This is a genomic window from Streptomyces sp. NPDC013157 (assembly GCF_042899865.1).
In the GTDB taxonomy this organism is placed as follows: domain Bacteria; phylum Actinomycetota; class Actinomycetes; order Streptomycetales; family Streptomycetaceae; genus Streptomyces.
Window position 1 is genome coordinate 81,229 of sequence record NZ_JBIBAK010000018.1, and the last position, 26,746, is coordinate 107,974.

The 26,746-nt window shown below is 70.2% G+C and carries 27 protein-coding genes; 20 read left to right on the forward strand and 7 right to left on the reverse strand.

What is annotated here, in order from left to right; genetic code table 11:
• Window positions 1–6 precede the first annotated feature (6 nt).
• From ACFY6U_RS40450 to ACFY6U_RS40475, 6 genes are all read left to right on the forward strand, one after another.
• Complete coding sequence (locus ACFY6U_RS40450) at window positions 7–1,332, forward strand: sensor histidine kinase (protein ID WP_390046494.1); 1,326 nt, start codon at window positions 7–9, stop codon at window positions 1,330–1,332.
• Complete coding sequence (locus tag ACFY6U_RS40455) at window positions 1,329–2,150, forward strand: response regulator (RefSeq protein WP_390046496.1); 822 nt, start codon at window positions 1,329–1,331, stop codon at window positions 2,148–2,150. The genes ACFY6U_RS40450 and ACFY6U_RS40455 overlap by 4 nt, the downstream gene beginning before the upstream one ends.
• A gap of 107 nt (window positions 2,151–2,257) precedes the next feature.
• Window positions 2,258–2,443 carry a hypothetical protein gene (locus tag ACFY6U_RS40460; protein WP_093499360.1) on the forward strand — a complete coding sequence of 62 codons (186 nt, stop codon included), beginning with the start codon at window positions 2,258–2,260 and terminating at the stop codon, window positions 2,441–2,443.
• Window positions 2,443–3,024 carry a pilus assembly protein TadG-related protein gene (locus ACFY6U_RS40465; RefSeq protein WP_390046499.1) on the forward strand — a complete coding sequence of 194 codons (582 nt, stop codon included), beginning with the start codon at window positions 2,443–2,445 and terminating at the stop codon, window positions 3,022–3,024. Before ACFY6U_RS40460 ends, ACFY6U_RS40465 begins: the two co-directional genes overlap by 1 nt.
• A gap of 35 nt (window positions 3,025–3,059) precedes the next feature.
• On the forward strand, window positions 3,060–3,641 hold the full coding sequence (locus ACFY6U_RS40470) for a hypothetical protein (RefSeq protein ID WP_390046501.1): 582 nt from the start codon (window positions 3,060–3,062) through the stop codon (window positions 3,639–3,641).
• A gap of 7 nt (window positions 3,642–3,648) precedes the next feature.
• Complete coding sequence (locus ACFY6U_RS40475; RefSeq protein ID WP_390046503.1) at window positions 3,649–4,278, forward strand: OmpA family protein; 630 nt, start codon at window positions 3,649–3,651, stop codon at window positions 4,276–4,278.
• A gap of 31 nt (window positions 4,279–4,309) precedes the next feature.
• Here ACFY6U_RS40475 and ACFY6U_RS40480 read toward each other — a convergent pair whose 3' ends face one another.
• Window positions 4,310–4,675 (reverse strand): DUF192 domain-containing protein, encoded by a 366-nt coding sequence (locus ACFY6U_RS40480; RefSeq protein WP_390046504.1) that lies wholly within the window; start codon window positions 4,673–4,675, stop codon window positions 4,310–4,312.
• A gap of 228 nt (window positions 4,676–4,903) precedes the next feature.
• On the opposite strand from ACFY6U_RS40480, the gene ACFY6U_RS40485 reads away from it, so the two are divergent.
• From ACFY6U_RS40485 to ACFY6U_RS40510, 6 genes are all read left to right on the forward strand, one after another.
• Window positions 4,904–5,215, forward strand: a complete 312-nt coding sequence (locus ACFY6U_RS40485; RefSeq protein WP_390046506.1) for a hypothetical protein — start codon at window positions 4,904–4,906, stop codon at window positions 5,213–5,215.
• Window positions 5,212–6,465, forward strand: a complete 1,254-nt coding sequence (locus tag ACFY6U_RS40490) for a hypothetical protein (RefSeq protein WP_390046507.1) — start codon at window positions 5,212–5,214, stop codon at window positions 6,463–6,465. The genes ACFY6U_RS40485 and ACFY6U_RS40490 overlap by 4 nt, the downstream gene beginning before the upstream one ends.
• Entirely contained in the window at window positions 6,462–7,088 is a 627-nt protein-coding gene (locus tag ACFY6U_RS40495; RefSeq protein ID WP_390046509.1) for a hypothetical protein, read from the forward strand. The genes ACFY6U_RS40490 and ACFY6U_RS40495 overlap by 4 nt, the downstream gene beginning before the upstream one ends.
• Window position 7,089: 1 nt before the next feature.
• The gene (locus tag ACFY6U_RS40500) at window positions 7,090–7,758 is read left to right on the forward strand and encodes a hypothetical protein (RefSeq protein WP_390046511.1); all 669 of its coding nucleotides are present in this window, start codon (window positions 7,090–7,092) and stop codon (window positions 7,756–7,758) included.
• Window positions 7,759–7,802: 44 nt separating this feature from the next.
• Window positions 7,803–8,681, forward strand: a complete 879-nt coding sequence (locus ACFY6U_RS40505) for an LLM class flavin-dependent oxidoreductase (RefSeq protein ID WP_390046513.1) — start codon at window positions 7,803–7,805, stop codon at window positions 8,679–8,681.
• A 67-nt stretch (window positions 8,682–8,748) separates the two neighbouring features.
• Window positions 8,749–9,228 carry a GNAT family N-acetyltransferase gene (locus tag ACFY6U_RS40510; protein WP_390046515.1) on the forward strand — a complete coding sequence of 160 codons (480 nt, stop codon included), beginning with the start codon at window positions 8,749–8,751 and terminating at the stop codon, window positions 9,226–9,228.
• 34 nt (window positions 9,229–9,262) lie between these two features.
• Here ACFY6U_RS40510 and ACFY6U_RS40515 read toward each other — a convergent pair whose 3' ends face one another.
• Window positions 9,263–9,775, reverse strand: coding sequence for a DinB family protein (locus ACFY6U_RS40515; protein ID WP_390046517.1), 513 nt, complete (start codon window positions 9,773–9,775; stop codon window positions 9,263–9,265).
• Between the two features lie 51 nt (window positions 9,776–9,826).
• Here ACFY6U_RS40515 and ACFY6U_RS40520 point away from each other — a divergent pair, with 51 nt between their 5' ends.
• The 5 genes from ACFY6U_RS40520 to ACFY6U_RS40540 all read left to right on the forward strand — a co-directional run bounded on the left by ACFY6U_RS40520 (window position 9,827) and on the right by ACFY6U_RS40540 (window position 16,956).
• The gene (locus ACFY6U_RS40520; protein ID WP_390046519.1) at window positions 9,827–10,627 is read left to right on the forward strand and encodes a class I SAM-dependent methyltransferase; all 801 of its coding nucleotides are present in this window, start codon (window positions 9,827–9,829) and stop codon (window positions 10,625–10,627) included.
• Between the two features lie 888 nt (window positions 10,628–11,515).
• Window positions 11,516–12,289 carry an isoprenyl transferase gene (locus ACFY6U_RS40525; protein WP_351498686.1) on the forward strand — a complete coding sequence of 258 codons (774 nt, stop codon included), beginning with the start codon at window positions 11,516–11,518 and terminating at the stop codon, window positions 12,287–12,289.
• Between the two features lie 409 nt (window positions 12,290–12,698).
• Entirely contained in the window at window positions 12,699–14,024 is a 1,326-nt protein-coding gene (locus ACFY6U_RS40530) for a PhoH family protein (RefSeq protein ID WP_390046521.1), read from the forward strand.
• Window positions 14,025–14,450: 426 nt separating this feature from the next.
• Window positions 14,451–15,137, forward strand: coding sequence for a transglycosylase SLT domain-containing protein (locus ACFY6U_RS40535; protein WP_390046523.1), 687 nt, complete (start codon window positions 14,451–14,453; stop codon window positions 15,135–15,137).
• 217 nt (window positions 15,138–15,354) lie between these two features.
• Complete coding sequence (locus ACFY6U_RS40540; protein WP_390046525.1) at window positions 15,355–16,956, forward strand: AI-2E family transporter; 1,602 nt, start codon at window positions 15,355–15,357, stop codon at window positions 16,954–16,956.
• Window positions 16,957–16,980: 24 nt separating this feature from the next.
• Here the strand turns inward: ACFY6U_RS40540 and ACFY6U_RS40545 are convergent, their stop codons facing one another.
• A complete protein-coding gene (locus ACFY6U_RS40545) occupies window positions 16,981–17,520 on the reverse strand; it encodes an alkyl hydroperoxide reductase (RefSeq protein WP_390046784.1) in 540 nt (179 codons plus the stop codon).
• A gap of 4 nt (window positions 17,521–17,524) precedes the next feature.
• Complete coding sequence (locus ACFY6U_RS40550; protein WP_390046527.1) at window positions 17,525–18,076, reverse strand: peroxiredoxin; 552 nt, start codon at window positions 18,074–18,076, stop codon at window positions 17,525–17,527.
• 142 nt (window positions 18,077–18,218) lie between these two features.
• Between ACFY6U_RS40550 and ACFY6U_RS40555 the strand changes: the two genes are divergently transcribed.
• Entirely contained in the window at window positions 18,219–19,205 is a 987-nt protein-coding gene (locus ACFY6U_RS40555) for a LysR substrate-binding domain-containing protein (RefSeq protein ID WP_390046529.1), read from the forward strand.
• A gap of 6 nt (window positions 19,206–19,211) precedes the next feature.
• On the opposite strand, the gene ACFY6U_RS40560 is transcribed toward ACFY6U_RS40555, so the two are convergent.
• The 3 genes from ACFY6U_RS40560 to ACFY6U_RS40570 form a co-directional block, all read right to left on the reverse strand.
• Window positions 19,212–21,527, reverse strand: coding sequence for an ABC transporter permease (locus ACFY6U_RS40560; RefSeq protein WP_390046531.1), 2,316 nt, complete (start codon window positions 21,525–21,527; stop codon window positions 19,212–19,214).
• A gap of 65 nt (window positions 21,528–21,592) precedes the next feature.
• Window positions 21,593–22,282, reverse strand: coding sequence for an ABC transporter ATP-binding protein (locus tag ACFY6U_RS40565; protein ID WP_351498700.1), 690 nt, complete (start codon window positions 22,280–22,282; stop codon window positions 21,593–21,595).
• Window positions 22,279–22,803 (reverse strand): PadR family transcriptional regulator, encoded by a 525-nt coding sequence (locus ACFY6U_RS40570; protein WP_351498703.1) that lies wholly within the window; start codon window positions 22,801–22,803, stop codon window positions 22,279–22,281. The genes ACFY6U_RS40565 and ACFY6U_RS40570 overlap by 4 nt, the downstream gene beginning before the upstream one ends.
• A 201-nt stretch (window positions 22,804–23,004) precedes the next feature.
• Between ACFY6U_RS40570 and ACFY6U_RS40575 the strand changes: the two genes are divergently transcribed.
• On the forward strand, window positions 23,005–23,943 hold the full coding sequence (locus ACFY6U_RS40575) for an NAD-dependent epimerase/dehydratase family protein (protein ID WP_390046533.1): 939 nt from the start codon (window positions 23,005–23,007) through the stop codon (window positions 23,941–23,943).
• Between the two features lie 303 nt (window positions 23,944–24,246).
• Entirely contained in the window at window positions 24,247–26,673 is a 2,427-nt protein-coding gene (locus tag ACFY6U_RS40580; RefSeq protein ID WP_390046535.1) for a transglycosylase domain-containing protein, read from the forward strand.
• Window positions 26,674–26,746 lie beyond the last annotated feature (73 nt).

Sequence of the window (26,746 nt, forward strand, 5' to 3'; positions counted from 1 at the left end):
GCGGAGGTGACGACCGTGGCGACCGGCGAGGACGACGAGAAGACCGCAGCCCGCGCCGTTGGAGCGGACGGCGCCGTCGGAGCCGACGGCGTGGCCGGCGCGTCGGGAGCGGACGGCGCCATGGGCGGGGCCGGCGCCACCGTTGCGGACGGCGGGAAGGTCGAGGTCCGCGCCCTCCAGGCGATGTGCCGGCAGGTCTTCGGCCTCCGCCTGGCGATGATCGCCGTGGCGACCCCCGCCGCCCTCCTCAACGCCAGCCCCGGCCTGGGCGCCCGCCTGGTCGGCTCGGCCGTGGTCGTCACGTTCATGATCTCGTACGTCCTCTTCCGGGACTGGCAGCGCTTCGGCCCCCTCCTCCTGCGCCACCCCACCCTCCTGGCCGTCGACACCCTCTTCGGCTCCTTCCTCCTGATCTCGGCGGGCCCCGACACCACCCTCGCGTACGTCAGCGTCTGCACCCCCCTCCTCGCAGGCCTCCTCTACAGCTGGCGCGGAGCCGCGGTCTTCGCGTCCCTCCAGTCGCTGATCCTCCTCGTGGTGCAGGAAACGCTGAAGCACCACTCCGCACCGGCCGAGTCCCTCCTCCTCCCCGGCCTCTGTGTCATCACCGGCGCCATGGGCTCGACCCTGCGCAACCTGATGCTCCGCTTCGGCACCGCCACCGAGGCCCTGACCGAGACCCGGGCCCGCCTGGCCGCCACCGAGGCGGCGAGCGCGGAACGCGCCCGGCTCGCCCGCGAGATGCACGACTCGGTGACCAAGACGCTGTACGGCGTGGCGCTGGTCGCCGACGGCCTCGCGGCGTCCGCGTCCGTGCCCCCGGACCGCCTGGACCCGGCTCTGATCAGACAGCAGGCGGAACTGCTGGCACGGGCGGCGCGCCGCGCCGCGGCGGAGTCCCGCGAACTCCTGACGGACCTGCGCGGCGGCCCGGAGGCCGACGTACTGACCCAACTGGAGTCCCTGACCACCGGCTTCACCGCGCGCACGGCCCTCCCCGCGAAGTACGACGGCCCCGCCGCCCCCGTTCCGCTCCCGCCCCCCACCGCCCGCCAGCTGCTCGGCATCGCGGCGGAAGCCCTGGAGAACGCGCACCGCCACGCACACGCGACGAGAGTCGACGTACGGGCGGCCACCACCCCCACCCACCTGGTGGTGACGATCCATGACGACGGCCGGGGCCTGCCTCCGGACACGTCCCTCGAAGACCTGCGCCGCACCGGCCACTTCGGCCTGCTCGGCATGACGGAACGGGCGGCGGCGGTGGGCGCCCGCATCCAACTGACCACCGACAAGGGCACGGAGGTCCGAGTGGAGGTGCCACTGAGATGACCGACCCGACCGACCCGACCGACCCGACCGACCCGACCGACCCGACCGACCCGACCGACCCGACCGACCCGACCGACCCGACCGACCCGACCGACACGGCCGACGGGCCAACGGCACTGCGCGTCCTGGTGGCCGACGACAACCCGGTGATCCGCGCGGGCCTGACGGCCGTCCTCTCCGCGGCGGACGACCTCACGGTGGTGGCGGAGGCCGAGGACGGCCGCGCGGCCTACGAGGCGGCCCTGCACCACCGCCCCGACGTCATCCTCCTGGACGTCCGCATGCCCGGTGTGGACGGCATCGCGGCCCTGCCCCACCTGGTCCGCGTCGCCCCGGTCATGATGCTGACGTACAGCGACGGGACGGAGCTCGTGCAGGAGGCGGTCCGGCTGGGCGCCGGGGGCTACCTGGTGCACGGCGAGTTCACGACCCAGCAGCTGACCCAGGCGGTACGGGACGTGGGCCGGGGCCGCCCGCACTTCACGCCGACGGCGACGAACGCGTTGCTGGCGCACGTCAGGGGCAACGCAACTGCACACGCAAAACCGGAACTAAGGCCTCTGCCTAAGGAATTTACCACCCAGAGGCTTTCGCAACTGCAACCATCTATGGGACAGTCGTCCCCGTCCCGGTTTCAACTCAGCGGCAGGGAGGCGGAGATCATGGACCTCATCGCGTCCGGCATGAACAACCGGCAGATCGCCGCCGTCTGCTTCATCAGCGAGAAGACGGTCAAGAACCACATCAACCGCATCTTCGCCAAACTCCACACCACCACCCGCGCCCAGGCGACGGCCAAATGGCTGGGGGTGGCCTGAGATGAACCGGGTGAACTGGGTCCGGATTTGGGCCCCGGGGCCCTCCGCCGAAGGGTATGTTCCGCCATACGCTGCCAGGATCGGAACCGAACCCGGAGGGGAGCACCATGAGCAACCTGATGCTGAGGATGCTTGTCGCAATGCAGCGCCGTGCCGACGACCGGGGCCAGACCGCGGTCGAGTATCTCGGGATCATCGCGGTGGTGGTGGCGATCGTGCTGGCGGTCACGGGTACCAGCATCGGCCAGACGATCCTCACCAAGATCACTGCGGAGATCAACAAGATCACGTGATGCGTGCTCGTCGTTTCGGCGACTCGGGGCAGGCCTTCCCTATCTACATCACGGTAGTGGGAGGCCTGCTCTTTCTTGCGCTGGCGTACCTCGCGGTCGGCCAGGCCGCGGTGAACCGGAACGGTGCCCAGACGGCCGCCGACGCGGCGGCGCTCGCCGCGGCCATGAACACGCGTGACGAGCTTGCGGACCAGTGGGTGCAGGACGTACTCGACCCGACCAAGTGGCAGGACATCTTCGACGGCAAGGTGGACGTCGCCGACTCCTGCTGGCGTGCCGCCCAACTGGCTTCACAGAACGATGCGACGGCTCAGTGCACATCCGAGCCGCCGCTGAGCTACGAGGTCGATGCCAAGACGAACAAGACCGTGGGCGACTCCGTCGTTCCCGGCACCGAGAACATCAGGTCGACGGCACACGCCACCGCCGTGATCGAACCGCTCTGCACGTTCACGCTGTCCGGTGCGGGCGGCGCACTGCCCGAACTCACCTGCAAGGACCGGAACTGGACTCTGGACCCGGACGACCTCACGAATCTTCCGGGCCCCGAGGACCTCTTCGACGTCCATCTGGCCGACTGACAAGCGAATCGACGAGTGAAGAAGGAAGCGGTGCGATGAGCATTCGGTTCACTGCGATGGCTCGCAGGGGGACGGTCGCGTTGCTGGTCGCGGCCGGTCTGGCCGTGGCGACCGGCTGCGGTGGCGGGGGCGACGACAAGGCGGACAAGCCCCAGGCGTCGGCCTCCGCCCCGAAGAGCAGCGGATCGAACCCGAGTGCTCAGGAAGGCCAGTCCGAGACGCCGTTGGCCGAACTCAAAGGAACAGACGGCCTGCTCCTGCGGATCACCTCTGCTCAACGGGACTCGGGTGGCTTCGTCACCGTCAACGGGGTCATCAAGAACGACGGTGCCAACTCGGTTGTCATCCCCGCTCAGGTCAGCGGTGACGAAACGGAGATCACCCAACACGGCTTCTCCCTAGGCGGGGCCACCTTGGTGGACTCCAAGGGCAAGAAGCGCTACTACGTCCTCCGTGACACGGACGGCCGGCCGCTCACCAGCACCGGCATCACGAACGTGGACTCCGGCCAGACCATCCCCGTCTTCATGCAGTTCCCCGCCCCACCGGCCGACACCACCGAAGTGACCCTCCAACTCCCCACCTTCTCCAGCGGCACCATCAAGATCTCCGGGTGAGGCCGAAATGACCACTCCACGCCTCCCCCTGACCCTGGGCGCCGCGACGCTCCTCCTAGCCGCGAACCTCTACGGCGCGACGACCGCCCGTGCCGACGGCGGCGACCCGAGCGTCCCCCCGGGCACGGAACCCTCCGCCGGTGCCCCCGTGAAGATCGACCCCACCGACCCCGACCTGAAGCTCCCCGAGGGCGCCACCCTCGCCGAGCCCAAGGTCCTGGACATCAAGTCGGTCGTGGAGGACCAGAGCGGTGACGAACGGCGTGAGGACACCAACGCGGACGTGACGTTCGCCCTCCAGGCCGAAGTGCTGTTCAGCAAGGACAGCGCGAAGCTCGGCGCGGCGGCGAAGGCGCGGATCGGGGCGATCGCCGACGAGATCAGGAAGCAGAACCCGACCCAGGTCCGCGTCTTCGGCTTCACCGACAACCTGGGCACCTCGGCCCACGGAGACGTCCTCTCCCGCCAGCGCGCCAACGCCGTACAGGCCGTCCTCGACCAGGACCTGAACGACCCGAACATCACCTTCGACGTCCGCGGCTACGGCGAGCAGTACCCGATCGCGGACAACTCGACGGAGGAGGGAAGGAAGAAGAACCGCCGGGTGGAGGTCACGTTCCCGCGGACGGAGAGCTGAGCGCAGACATCCGCCCCAGGGCCAACGAGCCCTACGCCACCTCGACCGTGACCCGCGCGCCCTTCCGCACTCCCCAGTCGGCCATGGCCCCCGCCTCCGCCTCCAGTACGTGCCGGGAACGAAGGCGAGGCCGGCCGAGGCGGCCCGGCGGCATCGTCCGCACGGCGATGACGTTCAGCCGGCGGTCCAGATAGGCGACGTCGATCGCCATCCGCATCCGGAACGTGTGGATCCCGTTGGCGGGCGAGAGCAGGATCGCGCCGTCAAGCCCGTCACGCCCCAGCAACCCTCTGGTGCGGGCGCGATACGACGTGGCGATCTCCAGCGGGACGGTGGCCACCCGCCCCCCGTCCCCGTGCACGACCAAGGTTCCCCGGCCGTCCCGCCAGCGCCCCACACCCCACCCCTTTCACGGTTGCGCCTCAGGTGCTCGCACCGACCGTATCCACAACGCGGCAGCGGGTCCCTCCCCGGGGACCGGACAAGTGTCACCCGAGCGCGTGGAGATCGTTGGGAGGGTCAAGAGACGTCTAGCCCCCCTGGAGTCCCCTGGTGAACAGCCCCTCCTGGCTCCCTGGCGCACTGCTTCCGGCCGACTGCGGCTTCTCGTCGGCGAGGGACGCACATGGCTGACCGTCTGAAGGTCGACGGCACCGAACTGGACGCCTTCTTCAAGGACTTGAAGAAGGCGCAACAGTCCTTCACTGCGTTGCAGAAGGTGTTGCACGACCCGGGGGTCGACGGCCTCGGTACCGACGAGCTGGACAGGGCGTGCGACCGGTTCCAGGAGGACTGGCACTACGGTGCGAAGGAGATCGCCGAGCAGATCGGGCAGCTCACGGCCGTCACGAAGAAGGCGAAGGACGACTTCCACGAGGTGGACGTCGCCCTGGAGAAGGCGTTGGAGAAGGCACGGAGCAGGGGCGGGGGCAAGTGACCGCCGCGAACCCCTACCCCCATCTCGGCTTCGACCCGGCGCCCGGCAGCACCGACCTGGTGCGGGACATCCACCGCAAGCTGTCCGACTGCGCCAAGGAGATGGAGAAGGCACACTCCAAGGTCACGAAGCTGATGAACGGCAGCTACTGGGAAGGCGACGCTGCCGTCGCCTTCCGTGCGCAACTGGAGACCGGCCCGCTGCCGCTCAACCTCAGGAACGGCGCCCACTCCGTCGACAAGGCGGCGAGGCAACTGGACCTCTGGGGCGCGGAGCTGGAGGAGTTCCAGCGGCGCGCGAAGAAGCTCGACGGCGAGGCGAGGGACGCCCGCGAGGCGTTGCAGCGCGCCCGGGGGCACGCGGACGAGGACCGCAAGAAGGTCACGGCGGCGCAGGGGGACCTGGACGACGTGCTGAAGCGTGCCCGATCCCTCGCCGGCGAGCACGAGGAGACCGCGCGCAGGCGGGCCCGGCACATCGGCGACGCCACGCACAGGCTGGTGCCGCACGAGCCGAACGCCTGGGACAGGTTCACCGACTGGCTGGGCGACAACCTTCCCGACATCCTCAGTGCGTGCGCCGCCGTGCTCGGCGTGATCGCCCTGCTGGGCCTCACGGCCGTCGCACCCTGGATGCTGTTCCTGGCGGCGGGCCTGCTCAGCGGAATGGCCTTCGGCCTGCGGATCAGCGACCCCGAAGTCCTGTCCTCACTGGAGGACGGCCTCACCAAGGGCGAACTGGACGTCGACTTCTGGGGCAACCTGCTGGGCGTGGCGGGGGACTTCCTGGGGATGCTGCCGGGGCTGGGGGCGGTGGCCAAGGGGGCCATGAAAGCCCCCGAGCTGTTGGCAGCGACGGCAGGACCGGTCGGTGAGGCCGAGGAGGTGTTGACTCTCGGGCAGAAGATCGCCAAGGCCGGGGTCAGGGCGGGGACCTCGATGAAGACAGTGGGCGTCTCGATCCGGACGGAGGCCGCGGCGGCCGAAGGAGCTGTGAACCTTCTGTCTCATCCCCGTGTGTTCGGCGGACGGCTGGCTCCGGTCGTCGAAAAGGTCGACGGACCGGCGACGATCCTGGGAGCCGGCACGGCCGTGTACGGCGTCGCGAGCAGCCTTGCCGATGCCCTGGACAACGGCATGGCCAAGACGGTCACCAACCTCCTCGACGGACCGAGAACCCTGGGCGTCGATGTTCCGGCGACAGCCGGTGCGCTTCACTTCCTGCTGCGTGGCGCGGGAGAAGCGTCATGAGTACGGCCGCCTACATGATCGACGACTCGGCCCGGCGCGAGGACGCCGATGTCTGGTTCGCGTTGCCCCCGGGATTCGTACCCTTTCCGCTCGACGAGTTGGCGGCGTCACCGTGTGATGCGGCGCAGGCGGAAGGTCCGCTGACCGGTCTCGGTCCGGTCCTCCGGCTGGCCCGACTGCTCTTGGAAGCCGGTGCGGTGCACTGTTGCCTCGGGCTTCACGCGGACGACGAGGGAGACGGCGGACAGTTGCTGTCCCTCTTCACACTTGCCCGGCGGGATACCGACTGGGCTCCGCGCAGTGTCCTCGCCGGCCGGGCGGCCGCTGGTGCGGAGGGAGCCGAGCACATCGAAACGCTGGACCTGCCGTGCGGTCCGGCCTCGCTCGTCCAGACACGTCTCAAGGAGCCGCCGGAGCTGGGACTCGGCGCTCCGCGCGGACTGCTCCAGGTCACGGCATACGTTCCGAGCCTCGACGGCCGGCGCATCGCGATCCTCTCACTGGCCACAACGGCGGTCGATCACGCCCAGCACTACCGCGATCTGCTCAGGGACGTCGCCGCCACGGTCAGTTTCGAAAACCCACTTCCGGACATGTCCGATGGCGTATCAGGCAAGGACTGACATGGCACCCACGCACCACCCCACGGCCTGGGACGATCCGGCGACCCGCCGCGCCTGGGCAAAGCTGGTCACCTGCGCGCTCTTGGGCCAGATCCTGTGGCCCGCCGCGTGGCTGGGGCTGCTCGCCTGGTACGTCATCATGTCGATGACCTGGACGCTGTGGTTCTTCTTCGTCCCCCTGCTCTACTCGTTCTACCGAGCGTTTCTCCAGCCGTCCTACATCTCCTGGGCCATCCACACGCGGCGGTTGCTGCGCGCCTACCCCTGGCAGGTGTTCGAGGAACCGGAAAACGGGATCGGAAAGGTCCCAGGAGCCACCGCCGGGGATGTCTGGCTGAGCTTCCCCGACCCGGAACACCCGGACGAGAAACTGCCGATGATCCTGAGGGTGCACATTCGGTCCCTGTGGTGGAGACGGCGTCTCGGGCGTGGCTACGCCACTTCGAAGACCCAGCAGATCAGGGAGGTGTGGTTCGCCGGAGACCCCCGCTTCGCCGCCGTCATCGCTGCCCCCGGCCCCCGTCGCTTCCATCTGGTCCAGCAGCGCCCGATGAACAGGCGGGGCGTCGCCGACCCCCGTGGCGCAGGTCCGGCCGCCCTCGAACGCGCTCGCCGTGCCGGGGTACGGCTGCCGGACGCGGACTCGGTCACCGAGGGAACGACCGGGTGACTGATGGAGTTGCCGCGGCCCTGGCCCCGGGTAATACCTCCCCCATGACATCACTCGGCGCAGTCTTCCGTCCCCAGCTACCCCCCGAGCGGCTGCGGGACGTGGTTCGCGTTGCTGAGGGGGTGGGGCTGGAGGAGTTGTGGTTGTGGGAGGACTGCTTCAGGGAGGGTGGGATCTCCGCGGCGGCGGCCGCGCTCGCGTGGTCGGAGCGGGTGCGGGTCGGGGTCGGGCTGTTGCCGGTGCCGTTGCGGAACGTCGCCGTCACCGCGATGGAGGTCGCCGCGCTGCACCGGATGTTCCCGGGGCGCGCGGTCGTCGGCGTCGGACACGGTGTGCAGGACTGGATGGGCCAGGTCGGCGCCCGCGCGGAGTCCCCGCTGACCCTGCTGCGCGAGCATCTCGACGCCCTGCGCGCGCTGTTGCGCGGGGAGCGGGTCACGGTGGACGGGCGGTACGTCCGGCTCGACGACGTCGCCCTCGACTGGCCGCCCGCCGGCCCCGCCGAGGTCCTCGCCGGCGCCGAAGGCCCCCGTACCCTCCGCCTGTCCGGTGCCGCCGCGGACGGGACCGTTCTCACCGCGGCCACCTCACCCGACGGCGTCCGCCGGGCCCTGCGGCTCATCGAGGAGGGGCGGCTGGCCGCGGGGCGCGGCGCGGACGAGCCGCACAGGGTCGTCGTGTACCTGTTGACCGCCACCGGGCCCGACGCCCCCGCCCGGCTCCGTGCCGAACTCGTCGCGGAGGGGCTGGAGTCCGTCCCCGACCTAGGTGCCGCCGGTGACGCGGGCGCCGTCGCCAAGGCCGTGCAGCGGCTCGTGGAGGCCGGCGCCGACACCGTCATCCTCCAGCCGACGGCGGACGAACCCGACCCCGTGGGCTTCGTGCGGTTCACCGCGGAGGAGGTCCGGCCGCTGGTGCCGTAGCGTCGGCCGTCAGCCGTCAGCCGTCAGCCGCCCGGCGTTGTCAGTGGCGGGTGCCACACTCGCCGGTATGACGACCGATGACGTTCGGCTGCGGCCCGTGCAGGACGACGACCTCGAGATCTTCCTCGCCTACGAGCACGACCCGGAGGCCGTCCGGCGGTCGAGGTTCACGCCGCGGCCGCGGGAGGCCTTCCTCCGGCACTGGCGAGAGCGGGTGCTCGGGGATCCGAGCGGCCTGGTGCGGACCGTCGTGGCGGACGGCGAGGTCGCGGGGAACATCGTCGCCTGGTGGGAGGGCGAGCGCCGGTTCACCGGGTACTGGCTCGGGCGGGCCTACTGGGGGAGAGGCGTCGGCAGCCGCGCCCTCGCGCGCTTCCTCCAGGAGGAGACCGTACGGCCCCTGTTCGCCGACACGTCCGCCGAGAACACCGCCTCCGTACGTCTGCTGGAGAAGAGCGGCTTCGTGCCGTGCGAGGACACGGAGCACCCCGTGGACGAGGGGTACCTGCTGCTCGTGCTGCGCGACCACGCCGCGGGGGCACCGTGATGCCCCCGCGGCGCGGTCGCCGCCCACGAACCCGTCACGCCGTTCCCGTGGCGCGCGGATGGTCCCCCGTCGCCCCGTCGACCAGCTCCCGCACGATGTCCATGTGCCCGGCGTGACGTGCCGTCTCCTCGATCATGTGGACGAGGACCCAGCGCAGCGAGACCTCGTGGTCCCGCCAGTCCGGGTGGCCCAGCGAGTCCAGCGGGCGTCCGGTGATCACCGCGTCGGACGCGGCGCGCGCACGGCCGTAGAAGTCGATGATCTGCTGCGTCGTCTCACCGGGGCCGATGGACAGGTCGTCGTCGGTGTAGGGGTCGAACCACAGCGGCTCCACCTCGCCGCCGAAGGCCGAGGCGAACCAGCCGTACTCCACCGACGCCAGATGCTTCACCAGCCCCAGCAGGTTCGTGCCCGACGGCGTCATCGGGCGCCGCAGCTGTTCGTCGTCCAGGCCCTGCAGTTTCCACAGGACCGCGTCCCGGTGCCGGTCCAGGCTCGCGTGCAGGATTTCCTTCTCACCGGCCGTGTACGTGTCGTCGGTCGTCATGGCGGGTGAAATTAGCAGCGGGGACCGACAGTCCGCTGCGATGCTGCGGCCATGGCAGAGCAGCGGACACACCGCACCTTCGAGGACCTCGTCGCCGAGGGCGCCGCCGTGCCGACCGAGGGGTGGGACTTCTCCTGGTTCGAGGGACGGGCCACCGAGGCGCGCCCCTCGTGGGGGTACGCCCGTGCGGCCGGCGGGCGGCTGGCCCGTGCCACCGCGGCGCTCGACATCCAGACCGGCGGCGGAGAGGTGTTCGACTTCGCCCTCGGCACGGCGGCCCCGGACCGGCCGCGGCTGCTCGCGGCCACCGAGGGCTGGCCGCCGAACGTGCCGAAGGCGGGCGCGCTGCTGGGCGCGCGCGGTGTGGTGGTCGTCGCCTCGCCCGAGGACGCCCCGCTGCCGTTCGCCGACGAGACCTTCGACCTGGTGCTCAGCAGGCATCCGGTGCGGGCCGATTGGGCCGAGATCGCGCGCGTGCTGCGGCCGGGCGGCACGTACTTCGCGCAGCACGTCGGGCCCGCCAGCGTCTTCGAGCTCGTCGAGTTCTTCCTCGGTCCGCAGCCGGAGTCCGTCCGTGGCGGCCGTCACCCCGACGCCGAGCGCGCCGCGGCGGAGGCGGCCGGGCTGGAGGTGTCCGGTCTGCGGGCGGAGCGGCTGCGGATGGAGTTCCACGACATCGCGGCCGTCGTGTACTTCCTGCGGAAGGTCGTGTGGATGGTCCCGGGCTTCACGGTCGAGGCGTACGAGCCGCAACTCCGCACCCTGCACCGGCGGATCGAGACGGAGGGGCCCTTCGTAGCGCACAGCTCCCGGCATCTTTTCGACGCCCGCAGACCGGCGCGCCGGCCGTGATCCACCGGCCTTGGAATGCCAGGCGGCGAAGAATGGCCAAGAACCGCCGTCCGGGTTTGCGGACACCCGCCCGGCCGAGCGGAAGGTGAAACGATCAAGGCGGGGCATCAGGGGATGTAATCGATCAATACGGTCAAGTCGCGCACTAGTTCGTGAATCTACGCATAAGTGAAGGGTGACCCCCTCTGTTCATCTCTCATTTTCACAGCGTTCCCACATCGTTACCTCTTTTGCTTCGTATCACCCGATCGGCTCACGTAAGTTCAGGCCAAGGCAATTCGCGTGAGCAAAGCTGCGCGGGCGGTACCGCGCAGAGGAGGGGGCTGCGCGGTGCCGCAACGCCCCGCTCGCTCCCGTCAAGGCACCGTTCGCACCCGGGGTAGCCCGTCGGGGGGACGCGTGAACAACTCGCCGAGGCATCCACAAGACGGCTCAAACCCTCTTGATCTCCCCGTATGCGGCTACTTTTCCTGGGATTCCGCTGTGAATCGGCCATGCGGGACTCTCGATTCCAGCGTTTCCGGCCCACCGGGGCGTCGCCGGACGACTCCGGAGAGTAGTTGATGCGCGCTGATGCGCGCAGCATCACTTACGAAGGGTTATGGTGGAAGCCCCCCCTCGGGCCGGTCCGTCTCCCCCCCACGGACCGGCCCGTTTTTCTGTCCGCGGTTCTCACCCGCTTTTCAGGCGACCTGGGCGCCACCGACCCAGGGGCGCGGGGAACTGCGCGACCAGCCACGACCCGCCCGTAGTCGCGCACTTGGCCTCACCCCCCACCCCTGGGGCGTCAACCGGCTCAACCCCCGGAGGGGTAGGCTTCGGCGGGCGGACTCCCGCATCCCCAAGCACGCGGACTCCCGCATCCGAATCACGAGGGGCGGACTTCAAGTGAACCTGCGCGACAAGCTGCGCGGCCTGCTCGTCAGGCTCTACGCGCGCCGGGTGGAAGGCCACCTGGACCACGCCCAGGTGCCCAAGCACATCGGTGTCATCGTGGACGGCAGCCGCCGTTGGGCGAAGGCCGCCGGCTCCACCCCTGTCGACGGTCACCGCGCCGGTGCCGAGAAGATCGAGGAGTTCCTCGGCTGGTGCACCGAGACGGACGTCGAGGTCGTCACCCTCTGGCTGCTGTCGACGGACAACTTCAACCGGCCGCCGGAGGAACTGGTCCCCCTCCTCGGCATCATCGAGGACGTCGTCCGCACCCTCGCCGCCGACGGCCGCTGGCGCGTCCACCACGTCGGCACCCCCGACCTGCTGCCGGCCCCGATGCAGACCGCGCTCAAGGAGGCCGAGGAGGCCACCGCGCACGTCGACGGAATACTGGTGAACGTCGCCATCGGCTACGGCGGCCGCCAGGAGATCGCCGACGCCGTCCGCTCGATGATCCTCGACGCCCACGACAAGGGCGTCGCGATGGAGGACCTCGCCGACTCCGTCGACGTCGACATGATCGGCCGTCACCTCTACACCGGTGCCCAGCCCGACCCCGACCTGGTGATCCGCACCAGCGGCGAGCAGCGGCTGTCCGGATTCATGCTCTGGCAGACCGCCCACTCCGAGTACTACTTCTGCGAGGTCTTCTGGCCCGCGTTCCGCAAGGTCGACTTCCTGCGCGCTCTGCGCGACTATGCGGCCCGGCACCGCCGCTACGGCGGGTGACGTCATCCTGACGGCGGACGTCGACACGGCATACGGCCCCCGCCACCACCGCCACGCTGGATGACCACCTCGTCACGGTGGATGACCCCACGCCACCCATGAGGCGTAAATCACCCATATTGGGGCGCGAGTAACACGGAGTTCACCTGCGCGTCGTTGCGGACCGTGGCATGGCGGCGCATGTTCGAGGGCATAAGCCAGACAGGTCGACGCCCGAACCCCGGGCATCGGATCTCAGCGGGCGGCTCGGGGCCGTCCGCCCGGGAGGCCCTTTGCACCAGCCCGACCGTGCGGTCACGGCACGGAAGAAGCAGCGGGGGGCCGGTTTTCGGCCCGTGCAGGGCGGCCGTCAACCGGTCCAGCTCGCCATCGTCGCTCCCCGACCTCATCCGAGGGGGTACGTCCTTCCGTGGTGACCAGCACAACGCGCCGCAAGTCCGACCGGCGCACCTATGTTCTCGACACCAGCGTCCTGCTGGCCGACCCGAACGCCATGGCCCGCTTCGAGGAGCACGAGGTAGTGCTCCCGATCGTCGTGGTCACGGAACTGGAGGCCAAGCGGCACCATCCCGAACTCGGTTACTTCGCCCGGCAGGCGCTGCGCCTGCTCGACGACTACCGGGTCCGGCACGGCCGCCTCGATGCCCCCATCCCGATCGGCGACCTCGGCGGCACCATCCGTGTCGAGCTCAACCACTCGGACCCCAGCGTGCTGCCGAGCGGCTACCGCCTGGGGGACAACGACTCCCGCATCCTCGCGGTGGCCCGCAACCTGCAGGCCGAGGGGTACGACGTCACCGTCGTCTCGAAGGACCTGCCGCTCAGGATCAAGGCGTCGTCGGTCGGTCTCCTCGCCGAGGAGTACCGCGCCGAACTCGCCATCACGGACGCCTCCGGCTGGACCGGGATGTCCGAACTGACCCTGCCCGGCGAACAGGTGGACATCCTCTTCGAGGAAGGGCACGTGTACGTCCCGGAGGCCTCCGACCTCCCCGTGCACACCGGCCTGACCATCCAGTCGGAGCGCGGCAAGGCGCTCGGCCGGGTGACCTCGGAGGGCAACATCCGTCTGGTGCGCGGCGACCGCGAGGCGTTCGGCATCAAGGGCCGCAGCGCCGAGCAGCGCATCGCGCTGGACCTGCTGCTCGACCCGGACGTCGGGATCGTGTCGATGGGCGGCCGGGCCGGCACCGGCAAGAGCGCGCTGGCGCTGTGCGCGGGCCTGGAGGCGGTCCTGGAGCGCCGCCAGCACCAGAAGGTGATGGTCTTCCGTCCGCTGTACGCGGTCGGCGGGCAGGAGCTGGGCTATCTGCCGGGCTCCGAGGCGGAGAAGATGAGCCCCTGGGCGCAGGCGGTCTTCGACACCCTCTCGGCGGTCACCAGCCGCGAGGTCATCGAGGAGGTCACCGCCCGCGGGATGCTGGAGGTGCTGCCGCTCACCCATATCCGCGGCCGCTCCCTGCACGACGCGTTCGTGATCGTGGACGAGGCCCAGTCGCTGGAACGGAACGTCCTGCTGACCGTTCTGTCCCGGATCGGCGCGAATTCACGGGTCGTTCTGACCCATGATGTGGCGCAAAGGGACAATCTGCGAGTCGGGCGATACGACGGTGTGGTCGCCGTCGTGGAGAAGCTGAAGGGGCATCCGCTTTTCGCGCATGTCACCCTCACCCGGTCCGAGAGGTCCCAGATCGCCGCCCTTGTGACCGAAATGCTGGAGGACGGCCACATCTGAACCGTCTGACCCCTGTGTCCAACCTGGGCTGACTGCCCACCCGCTGGCGCCGTCCGGCAAAGGCCCCGAGCCTAGCCGGGCGGCGCCTTCGCGTGTGGCGGTTTCCTGAAATCCCCTGGGAGAAACCGGATGTGAGCTTTCACACGCAACTCTGAATTGCCACCCGGCGTCGGGTTACGGCAGAGTCTCACTCCTGTCAGGCCCCGCATACGACACACCCGTACCCCCAGCGGTACGGAACAACAGAAGCATCACTGCTAATTCCATAGCGACGTCGTATGCCGCCCGAGCACCACGCGGCGCTCCCTTCCGGAGCTGCCCGCCGGGCCCGTGTCTCCCGTGACCCAGTAGTGAGGAGACCAGTGTCAGGGGGCAAGATTGCGTCCGCCAGGGTCACCGAAGCGGGCGATGCTGGAAGGAAACCGTGTGAGCCGGATCTCGGTCCGGGGATTCGCAGTGGCTTCGGCCACCGCGGTCACCGCCGTCGGAAGCGTCGTGGGTGTGGCCTCGGGCAGTGTTGCCCAGCCGAACAACGACGCCGAGGCTACGGCAGCCGACACCACGCTCCTCGCCGACCTGCCCGCGGGTCAGCAGGCCCAGGTGCAGACCGCGTCCCTGACGCAGCAGGCCGACGCCGTGGCGATCCAGGCGGACGCGTCCGCCAAGAAGGACGCCGAGCAGGCCGCCCGGGTGGCCGCGGCCAAGACCGCAGAGGCCAAGAAGGCCGAGGCCGAGAAGGCGGCCAAGGAGGCCAAGGAGCGCGCCGAGGCGAAGACCGCGGCCAGCCGTTCCTCCTCCAGCTTCCCGGTCCAGAGCTCGTACACCGTGGCGCAGATCCAGGCGATGGCGCAGCAGATGGTGGCCAGCGGCCAGTACCAGTGCTTCAGCAACATCGTGGACCACGAGTCCAGCTGGAACTACCAGGCGGTCAACGCCTCCTCCGGCGCCTTCGGTCTCTTCCAGGCACTGCCCGGCTCCAAGATGTCCTCCGCGGGCGCCGACTGGCAGACCAACCCGGCCACACAGATCAAGTGGGGCCTGAACTACATGAACTCCCGGTACGGCAGCCCGTGTGAGGCGTGGTCGTTCTGGCAGGCGAACCACTGGTACTAGGCGCTCCGCCGGGGTTCGGCCGACAGACAGCGGTGCGGTCCGTGGTCGTCTGCGGGTCGTTCGTGGCCGGTCGCGCAGTTCCCCGCGCCCCTAAAAGCTTGTGGTGGGCCTCTTTCTCAACCTTCAACAGCCCCTCCCCGTCCTAAGGGGAGGGGCTGTTGCCCTGTACGGTCGTTGCGGACGACTCCAGGGGGGAGTGGTGGGGAGAGGGCGGATCATGTCGCGCGTGCCTGAGTGGCTCGGCCGTATCGGGGCCGGACTGACCGAGATGGGCGAGCGGTTGGACGAGCGCCGGGCCGAGGTGGAGCGGGAGCACGCCGAGCCGGAGCCGCCCGCTCCGGCCGTGCCCGTTCCGGCACCCGCCCCGGCCCCGGACCCGCCGGCCCCCGCGCCCGTCCGGAAACCGGTGCCGCGTCCCGACCCGGTGACGGCCATCCCGTGGGGCGTGCGGGTCGCCGCCGAGGCCGGCTGGCGGCTGCTGGTGCTGGCAGGCACGGTCTGGATCCTGATGCGGGTCATCAGCGCCGTCCAACTCGTCGTCTTCGCCTTCGTCATCGCGCTGCTGATCACCGCCCTGCTCCAGCCGACGGTCGCCCGGCTGTGCCGCTACGGCATGCCCCGCGGCCCGGCCACCGCGCTCACCGCCATCTCCGGCTTCGTGGTGATCGGCCTGATGGGCTGGTTCGTGACCTGGCAGGTCATGGAGAACATCGACACGCTCTCCGACCAGGTCCAGAACGGTATCGACGACCTGCGCAACTGGCTGCTGAAGAGCCCCTTCCACGTCACCGACAAACAGATCAACCAGATCGCCAAGAACCTCCGCGAGGCGATCGGCGCCAACACCGACCAGATCACCTCGTTCGGCCTGGAGGGCGTCCAGGTGATCGTGGAGGCCCTGACCGGCATTCTGCTGGTCTTCTTCTCGACGCTCTTCCTGCTGTACGACGGCGCGCGCATCTGGCAGTGGTTCCTGAAGCTCGTGCCCTCCGCCGCCCGCGAGGGGGTCGCCGGGGCCGGCCCGCGGGCCTGGCGCACGCTCACGGCCTACGTCCGGGGCACGGTCCTGGTCGCCCTCATCGACGCCATCTTCATCGGCATCGGCATCTACTTCCTGGACGTCCCGATGGCCGTGCCGCTGGCCGTCTTCATCTTCCTGTTCTCGTTCATCCCGCTCGTCGGCGCCGTCGCCTCCGGCGCGCTGGCGGTGATCGTGGCGCTGGTCACCCAGGGCGTCTTCACCGCGGTCATGACCCTGGCCGTCGTCCTCGCGGTCCAGCAGATCGAGGGCCACATCCTCCAGCCGTTCATCCTCGGCCGCGCGGTCCGGGTCCACCCCCTCGCGGTGGTCCTCACGGTCGCCGCCGGCGGCATGGTCGCGGGCATCGGCGGTGCGGTGGTGGCGGTACCGCTGGTGGCGGTGACGAACACAGTGGTCAGCTACCTGCACCACTACTCGCACGAACGCTACGGCTCCACCGGGCCCGACGACGCCGACCAGCCACACAATCCAGCCCGTCCGGTACTCGACGACGCCGACCAGCCACACAATCCAGCCCGTCCGGTACTCGACGACGCCGACCAGCCACACAATCCAGCCCGTCCGGCACTCGACGACGGCGATCAGCCACACAATCCAGCCCGTCCGGTACCCGACAACGGTGATCAGCCACTCACATCAGCCCGTCCGGTACTCGACGACGGTGATCAGCCACTCACATCAGCCCGTCCGGCGTTTGAGGACGAGGCCGTTCAGGCCGAAGGGGGGTCCGGGGGCGCAGCCCCCGAAGACGCGGAAGACCCCGCCCACCGGAGGTGAGCGGGGTCCGCACAACGCCGGCGTCTACTCGAACTCGGCCAGCACAGCCTCGGCCTCCAGGGCGGAGCCAACCGCCTGGACCACCGAGGCGATCTTGAACGCCTCCTGGATCACCTCGCGGCCGACCCCGGCCTTGCGCAGCACCTGCTCGTGGGAGTCCAGGCACATCCCGCAGCCGTTGACCGCGGACACCGCGAACGACCACAGCTCGAAGTCGACCTTGTCGACGCCGGGGTTGGCGATGACGTTCATCCGCAGACCCGCGCGCAGGGTGCCGTACTCGTGGTCGGACAGCAGGTGCCGGGTGCGGTAGAAGACGTTGTTCATCGCCATCACCGCGGCCGCGGCCTTCGCCGCCGTGTACGCCTCGGGCGTGAGGTTCGCCTTCGCCTCCGGTGCCAGCTCGCGCAGCACGATCGGGGAGCGGGCGGCGATGGCGGTCGCCAGGACCGTGCCCCACAGCTGCTGCGCCGGCAGCTCCGAGTTGCCGATGACCGAACCCAGATTGAGCTTCAGGTCCTTGGCGTAGTCCGGTACGGCGGACTTGAGGGCGTCGAGGGACACGGAGTCACTCACCCGCCAGGAGCGCGACCGGGTCGAGGGTGTCGTCGCCCTTGGTCCAGTTGCACGGGCAGAGCTCGTCGGTCTGGAGCGCGTCGAGGACCCGCAGGACCTCCTTGGGGTTACGGCCCACCGAGCCCGCGGTCACCATGGAGAACTGGATCTCGTTGTTCTGGTCGACGACGAACACCGCGCGCTTGGCGAAGCCGTCCTCGCCCTCGATGCCGAGGTCGCGCATCAGCTCGTGCTTCGAGTCGGCCATCATCGGGAACGGCAGCTCGCGCAGGTCGTCGTGGTCCTTGCGCCAGGCGTGGTGGACGAACTCGGAGTCACCGGAGAAGCCGAGGACCTGTGCGTCGCGGTCGGCGAACTCCTCGTTCAGCTTGCCGAAGGCGGCGATCTCGGTGGGGCACACGAAGGTGAAGTCCTTGGGCCACGCGAAGACCACCTTCCAACCCTGGTAGGTCTTGTGGGTGATCGTCTCGAACTCCCTGCCCTTCTCCAGCGAGACGCAGGCGGTCAGTTCGAACTCGGGGAACTTGTCACCGACAGTGAGCACACGCTCTCCTTGCAGCGCGGAGCCACCCCGGATCGCGGGGTCCACTCCGATGGGTTGGACGCCGCCGATCGTGGCACAAGGTGCATTGATTCCTGAAATAGCTACACTCGGTCGAGTTGATCGGAGGTGGCTATCAGTGGCTGTGGGTAATCCCCTGGGGAACGGTACCGGGGGCGGCGCCGGGGCCGGCGGCAAGCGGCGCCAGCCCAGTCTCGCGCAGCTGCGCGCCTTCTGCGCGGTCGCCGAGCATCTGCACTTCCGGGACGCGGCGGCCGCGATAGGCATGAGCCAGCCCGCGCTGTCGGGGGCCGTCGCGGCCCTCGAGGAGACGCTCGGCGTCACGCTGCTCGAACGGACTACCCGCAAGGTGCTGCTGTCGCCCGCCGGCGCACGGCTCGCCGTACGGGCGAAGGCGGTGCTGGACGAGGTGCAGGCCCTGCTGGCGGAGGCTGAGGCGGTGCGGGCGCCGTTCACCGGCGCGCTGCGGCTCGGGGTGATCCCCACCGTCGCGCCGTATCTGCTGCCCACGGTCCTCGGACTGGTTCACGACCGCTATCCGGACCTCGACCTCCAGGTCCACGAGGAGCAGACCGCCAGCCTCCTGGACGGGCTCGCCGCCGGCCGCCTCGACCTGCTGCTGCTCGCGGTCCCGCTGGGCATCCAGGGGGTCGTGGAACTCCCGCTGTTCGACGAGGACTTCGTGCTCGTCACGCCGCTCGGGCATCCGCTCGGCGGCCGCGACGGCATCGCCCGCGAGGCGCTCAAGGAGCTGAACCTGCTCCTCCTGGACGAGGGGCACTGCCTGCGCGACCAGGCCCTGGACATCTGCCGGGAAGCGGGCCGCGAGGACGTCGCGGTGACCACCACGGCCGCCGGGCTCGCCACCCTCGTCCAGCTGGTCGCCGGCGGGCTCGGCTGCACCCTGCTGCCGCACACCGCCGTCAAGGTCGAGACCAGCCGCAGCGACCAGCTCCTCACCGGCTCCTTCGCAGAGCCCGCGCCGAGCCGCCGGATCGCCCTCGCGATGCGCGCCGGGGCGGCCCGCGGCGCCGAGTACCGGGAGCTGGCGGCCGCGTTGCGCGAGGCGCTGCGGCCGCTGCCCGTCCGGGTCCTCGGCGCCGGTTCCTGACCGCGGCTATTCGGTGCGCAGGCCGTCCGGGCGCATCAGCCGCAGCAGGGGCGGCAGGCTGAGCAGGGTCACCGCGAGGACGACCGCCGCGCCGAAGCCGGTCATCGCCAGCACGCCCGGCCAGTCCACGCGGACCGTGGAGCCGACCATCTTCAGCAGTACCGTGCCGAGCGTCAGCCCCACCACGCCGGCCAGCAGCAGGCCGAGCCCGACCGGGATCGCCGTCTGCCACAGCACCGACAGGCTCAGCGTGCGGCGCCGGGTGCCGAAGGCGACCAGGGCCGACAGCAGCTTCTTGCGCTCGCGCAGCTGCTCCAGCTGGCCGACCAGCAGGCTCGCGCCGATCAGCGCCAGTACGGCGGCGGCGCCGACGAACAGGCCGGTGCGGATGGACTCGAACTGGCCGTTCCGCTCGAACGAGGTCAGCGTCTCCGCGTGCATCAGCGGATCGATCCGGACCGCCGTGTCGATCACGTACTCGTGGGCGTCGCGCACCCCGGAGTCGATGGACAGGTAGACCACGCCCTGCACCGCCGTACTGGCGCCCTCCGGCAGTGCGCCCGGGGTGAGCAGGAAACCGCCGCGCTTGTAGCCGGTGGGATCCTCGCGGGTCTCGGCCTGCTTCAGCGCCGCCGGCACCGTCCAGCGGCTCGGGGAGCCTTCGTCGTCGCCGGAGTAGGAGGGGTCGAGGTACAGCGTCCGGCCGTGCTTCTCACCGGCCGCCAGCAGCTTCGCCGTCTCGGAGTCGCTGTCGGACCCCTTCACCACGAACGCGTCGCCGTCGTGGCAGGACGGCAGGGCCGCGACCTCCCGCAGCGAGGCGCAACTGCCCACGCTCACCTGGCCCGTCCGGTTCGGGTCCTTCTTCCGGTCGCCGACCTCGCCGTCGGCGATCGAGACCACCTTCCGTACGCCCTTGGTCCCGGTCATGGCCCGGGCCACCTCGGGCACCGGGACACCGGTCGGCACCTGGACCGACATCTGCGCGCGGTTCAGGTCGTTGGTGGTCGCCTTGGTGTAGTCGGCCTCGACACCGGCGAAGACCATCTGGAGCGCGATCGCCCCGGCCACCGCCACCGCGATGCCGTTGACCATGCGGGCTGCCGTACCGCTGCTCAACTGCAGCCGCCGGACCGCCAGCTGCCAGGCCACCGCGCCCCGGCCGAGCCGGCCGACGACCGTCTCCACGACCCACGGCAGCAGCGCCGTGATGCCGACCAGGAGGAGCAGGACGCCGCCGGTCACCAGGTACTGGTTGAAGTCGCCGTCGCCGCGGCCCTGCCCGATCATCGGGTAGAGCGCCGCCAGACCGGCCACCGGGAGCAGCAGCCGCCACCACAGCCGGCGACGGGCGGGCTTCGCCGTCCGCACCACGCCCAGCGGCTCGATGACCACCCCGCGCAGCGTGAACAGGGTCACCAGCACGGCGGCCGCCGGGACCAGGACCGCCACCAGCGCGGCCAGTACGGGGGAGGGGTTGAGGTAGCTCGGGAACACGCTGGTGCCGAACACCTCGACGTTCCCCGCGAGCTGGCGGCCGATGAGGAAGAAGCCGGCGCCGAGGACGAGTCCGAGCAGCGCGCCCGCCATCGCCTCGCCGGCCGCGATCCGCCGTACCATCCGGCCGTCGGAGCCGACCAGCCGCAGCGCGGCCAGCCGCCGGTCGCGGCGCTCGCCGCCGAAGCGGACGGCGGCCGCGACGAACACGGCGACGGGCATCAGCAGGATCACGAACACCACGAGGACGAGCAGCGTGAGGACCGGGTCGCTCTCGGCGTCCGGGGAGCGGGGGCTGCCGAAGTGGTCGATCCGGGCCACGTCCGGCGGGTGGATGTGGGCGGCGAGGTCGGCGGAGCCCGCGTAGTAGGCGAGTTCCTGGGAGCCGGTCAGTCCGCTCTCCGCGATGGTGGCGGTGATCCGGTACGGCAGCCGGTCGCGCAGCAGCGCTCCGTCGGGGGAGTCGAGCAGCCGCTTCAGCGCGGGCGAGACGGCCATCTCGCCGGGTGCCGGGTACTCGGTGAGCCCGGGCGGCACCGGTGCCTTCGCGCCCTCCCGCTGGACCATCCGGCCGCGTATGTCGCTGCCGTGGTAAGGGGTGTCGATGTCCGCGATGACGAACGTCTTCTCGCCGGCCTTCATGGGGTGGCCGAAGACGTAGGTGTAGTCCGCCCGCGCCACGTCGCGCTGGTGGCGTACGGCCAGCGCGTTCGGGATGGCCGTGGTGAGCAGCAGCAGCGCCACCCCCAGTCCCACGCCGACCGCCGTCATGGTGGCCCGGAACCAGCCCTCGCGGCCGCCCGCGAAGGCGAACCGGACCCCCATGGCCAGATCCCTCGACCTCCCCCACGCTCGGCTTCGCTCGCGCGGGCGGCGCCCCCTTCCGGCGTTCATACCGCCCGCTCCATGTCCCGGGACTTCCCGTCCCGTACGACGATCTCGCGGTCGGAGTAGGCGGCCACCCTTGCCTCGTGCGTGACGAGGACGACGGCCGCGTTGGTGGAGCGGGCGGCGTCCGTCAGCAGCTCCATCACCCGCTCGCCGTTGAGCGAGTCGAGCGCGCCGGTCGGCTCGTCCGCGAACAGCACCCGGGGACCGGTCACCAGCGAGCGGGCCACCGCGACCCGCTGCCCCTGGCCGCCGGAGACCTCGCCCGGACGCTTCTTCGCGAGATCGTCGACCTCCAGCTTCTCCATCCAGCCGAGCGCGGCCCGTTCGGCCTCCTTGCGGGAGGTGCCGTTCAGCCGCAGCGGCAGGGCGACGTTCTCCACGCAGGTCAGTTCGGGCACCAGCTGCCCGAACTGGAAGACGAACCCGAACTCGCTGCGCCGCAGCGCGCTGCGCTCGGCGTCGTTCATGGTGGCCAGCTCCCGGCCGGCGTACATGATCGACCCGGAGTCGGGCGGCACGATCCCGGCGAGGCAGTGGAGCAGCGTCGACTTGCCGGAGCCGGACGGCCCCATCACGGCGACGACCTCGCCCGGGTGTATGGAGAACTCGGCCCCGTCGAGGGCGACGGTCGGGCCGTACGCCTTGCGGAGCTTGTCGGCCGTGAGCAGCGAACCGGCGGGAGCGTTCACTTGGCCACCTCCGCGCGGAGCTTGTCGAGCCGGGCCGCGGTCAGTTCCAGCCAGCGCAGGTCTGCCTCCAGGTGGAACAGGGCGTGGTCGCAGACGAGCTGGTCCGCGAGGTCGCCGTGGCGCTTGCGGTCGGTGAGGATGCGCATGCTGCGCAGGTGCTCGGAGCGCTGGCTGTCGAGGATGTCGCCGGCGTTCCGGTGCGTCAGCAGCGCGAGCACGACCTTGGTGTACAGGGTCGACTGGAGGTACTCCGCCGGCTTCTCGGGTGTCGCCAGCCACTGCTCGACGTCGGTGACCCCGGCGTCGGTGATGGCGTACCGCTTCCGCTCGGGTCCGCCGCCGGCCTCGATGCCGTCGACTTCCACGAGCCCGTTCTTCAGCAGCCGGGACATCGTCGAATAGACCTGGCCGTAGTGGAGCGGCCGGTCGTGACCGAACTTCTCGTCGAAGGCCCGCTTCAGGTCGTAACCGTGGCGCGGGCCGGACTCCAGGAGCCCCAGGAGGGTGTGACCGATGGACATGGAGAGGACTCTACACACGGTGTATACGCCGCGTGTATACGCGCCGTGCGTAGATCATGGCCCGCTGTGCGGACCCGCAGGTGGGGGCCGATTGTCACGGTTCTGCGACAGGGCGGTGTCACGGCGGCGGGGGCCTGTCTCGTCTCTGATCCGGCAGCGGGTCTCCCGCGTCGGGTCGGATCGGTTCGGATCAGGAAGGTGATGGCCGTGCGGGTGTTCGTGGCAGGGGGCAGCGGGGTTCTGGGGCGGCGGCTGGTGCCGCAGCTGGTGGCGCGGGGGCATCAGGTGACGGCCACCACGACCGGCACGGCCGGGCTCGGGCTGCTGAAGGAACTGGGCGCGGAGGGGGTCGTGATGGACGGCCTGGACGCGCTGTCGGTCGGCCGGGCGGTGGCCGCGGCCCGCCCGGACGTGATCGTCCATCAGCTCACCGCGATCTCCATGGCGCACGCCGGCAAGCCCGACATCAAGCATCCCGACCGCTGGTTCGCCCTCACCAACCGGCTGCGCACCGAGGGCACGGACCACCTGCTCGCCGCCGCCGAGGCGACCGGCGTACGGCACGTCGTCGCGCAGAGCCACGCCAGCTGGAACGGCATCCGCGAGGGCGGCTGGGTGAAGACGGAGGAGGACCCGCTGGACCTGATGGAGGGGACTCCCGCGCACGGCGGGATGCTCGCCCTGCGCCACCTGGAGGACGCGGTCCTGCGGGCCGGCGGCGCGGCCCTGCGCTACGGCGCCTTCTACGGCCCCGGCGCCATCGACGACCAGGTGGAGCTGGTCCGCAAACGCCAGTACCCCCTGGTCGGCCGCGCCGCCGGCCACAGCAGCTGGATCCACCTCGACGACGCGGCGAGCGCGACCGTCCTCGCGGTGGAGCGGGGGGCGCGGGGCGTGTTCAACATCGTCGACGACGAACCGGCGCCGGCCGCCGAGTGGCTGCCGTACCTGGCCGAGTGCGCCGGGGCGAAGCGGCCGCTGCGGGTGCCGGTGTGGCTGGCCCGCCTCCTGGCCGGCGAACAGGCGGTCGTCATCATGACCCAGGGCCGCGGCTTCTCCAACGCCAAGGCCAGGCGGGAGCTGGACTGGGAGCCGCGGTACCGCTCCTGGCGGCAGGGGTTCAAGGAGGAGCTCGCCTGAGACCGGTCGTCGCCGCCCGCGCCTCCGGCGTCGGGCAGGGGCACGGGCCCCTCCGGACGGTCCGGTCCGGCCTGCGCTTTTCCATCTCGGTGGTATCACTTGCCCCCACCGGGCAACCCTCCGTCGTCTCCGCTCGTCGGTTCCGTTGGGTAGGGGTGCTGATTGTCACGTCCGAAAAAGGACAGATCGTGCGCCCTTTGTCATAGAGAGCGGTGTTAGCTTTCTGGACTGACCTGAGCCACGTACCTGTGTGACACCCGTACACACGTGTGACAGCCGAGACGAAGCGGAGCAGACGGACTCATGGGACGAGCGGACGAGAGAAGAGCGCGACAGCGTGGCGGCCGCCGCGCCGCGCCCCGGAACCGCACGCCCCAGCAGTCCGGGCCCGAGACGCCGACGACGGCGGAGGGCGGGACCACGATGGCGGTCGAGTCGCCGGCCGCCCCGGCCGCGGAGGGCGCCACCCGCGCCGAACGCCGCAAGGCCGCCGCGGGGAAGGGGAAGGGGCGGCCGACCAAGGACGGCAAGCCCGCCAAGGGCCGCATACGCAGGTTGTTCACCTGGAAGAAGATGCTCGGCGCGTTCTTCACCGTCTGCCTGCTGGGCATCGGCACCTTCATCGCGCTGTACATGATGGTGAGCGTCCCCGAGGGCAACGCCCTCGCGCAGACGCAGAGCAACGTCTACAAGTACAGCGACGGCTCGGTCCTGGCCCGCAAGGGCACCGTCAACCGCGAGATCGTGGACCTCTCCAAGGTCCCGAAGGAGGTCCAGCACACCTTCGTCGCGGCGGAGAACAAGTCCTTCTACAACGACAACGGCATCGACCTGAGGGGCATGGCCCGCGGCCTCTACAACACGGCGCGGGGCCGCGGCACCCAGGGCGGTTCGACGATCACTCAGCAGTACGTCAAGAACTACTACCTCGACCAGGACCAGACCGTCACGCGCAAGCTGAAGGAACTGGTCATCTCGCTGAAGGTGGACCGCGAGAAGTCCAAGGACTACATCCTCGCCGGCTACATCAACACCAGCTACTACGGCCGCGGCGCCTACGGCATCCAGGCCGCCGCCCAGGCCTACTACCGCGTCGACGCCGACAAGCTCACGGTCCAGCAGGGCGCCTACCTGGCCGCGCTGCTCCAGGCACCGAGCCAGTACGACTGGGCGGTGGCGGGCCCCGTCGGCAAGAAGCTGGTGAAGGCACGGTGGAACTACGTCCTGGACAACATGGTCGGCCAGGGCTGGCTGGACAAGACCAAGCGGGACGCCATGAAGTTCCCGATCCCCAAGGAGCCGAAGGCCGCGTCCGGCCTGGAGGGCCAGAAGGGCTACCTGGTCGAACTGGCCAACACCCAGCTGGAGAACCAGCTGATGAAGTCGCAGGGCATCACCCGGTCCGAGGCCGAGGCCCAGGTCGTCGACCAGGGCTGGACGATCACCCTGAACATCGACCCGAAGAAGCAGGCCAAGCTGGAGGCGGCCGTCAAGAGCCAGCTCACCAGCAAGCTCGACGGCAAGAAGCGCAAGGTCGACAAGAACGTCCAGGCCGGCGCCGTCTCCGTCGACCCCAAGACCGGCAAGATCCTCGCCCTGTACGGAGGCGTGGACTACTACAAGCACTACACGGACAACGCCACCCGCGCCGACTACCAGCCGGCGTCCACCTTCAAGCCGATCATCCTCGCCTCCGCGCTGGACCGGGACGCCAAGACCCAGGACGGCAAGGACATCAACGCCAACACCATCTACGACGGCACCAGCGGCCGTGCGGTGAAGGGCAGCGACATCGCCTTCTCGCCGCCGAACGAGGACGACGCGGACTACGGCAACATCACCGTGCAGACGGCGATGAACAAGTCCGTCAACTCGGTGTTCGCGCAGATGGGCGTGGACGTCGGCATGAAGAACGTGCTGAAGACCGCCGACGACCTCGGTCTGGACACCGAGAACCTCCAGGCGGTCCCCGCGATGACCCTGGGCAGTATGGGCGCGAGCCCGCTGGAGATGGCCTCGGTGTACGCGACCCTCGACAACCACGGCCAGAAGGTCACCCCGACGATCCTCGCGTCGGCGGAGAAGACCGGCCGCAAGGTCGACCTGCCGGACCCGATCGGCGAACAGGTGGTCAGCCGCGAGGCGGCCGACCAGGTGACCTCGGTGCTGACGGGCGTGGTCGACGACGGTACGGCCAAGGTGTCGGTGGCCCAGAACCCGCTGCGCAAGGGGCAGCAGGTGGCCGGCAAGACGGGTACCTCCGACAGCAACAAGTCGGCCTGGTTCACCGGCTACACGCCGGACCTGGTCACCTCGGTCGGCCTGTTCGGCGAGGACGCCAAGACCCACAACCAGGTCCCCCTCACCGGCGCCACCGGACTGATCCCCGGCACCGGCCGCATCAACGGTGGCGGCTACCCCGCGCAGATCTGGGCGGCGTACACCTTCGGCGTCACGAAGAAGGCCAAGTTCGACCTGAACACCGAGCTGGGCGCGGCCGTCAAGCCGACGGACACGCCGAGCTACAGCGAGTCTCCGTCCGAGACGCCGTCGCAGACCCCGAGCTCGACCCCGACGAAGTCCGCGACCCCGTCGCAGACCCCGTCCCAGACCCCGAGCTCCACCCCGACGAAGTCCCCGACGCCGACGACCAGCGCACCGTCGACACCGGAGGAGACCCCGACGGGCGGGATCACCGACAACCCGCTGGACCCGGCCGACGGCCAGTAGCAGAGTCGCTGCCGCATCCGGTGCTTCGCCGGGTGCGGCAGCGTCGTGGTTGCTCGCGCAGCTCCCCAGCGGC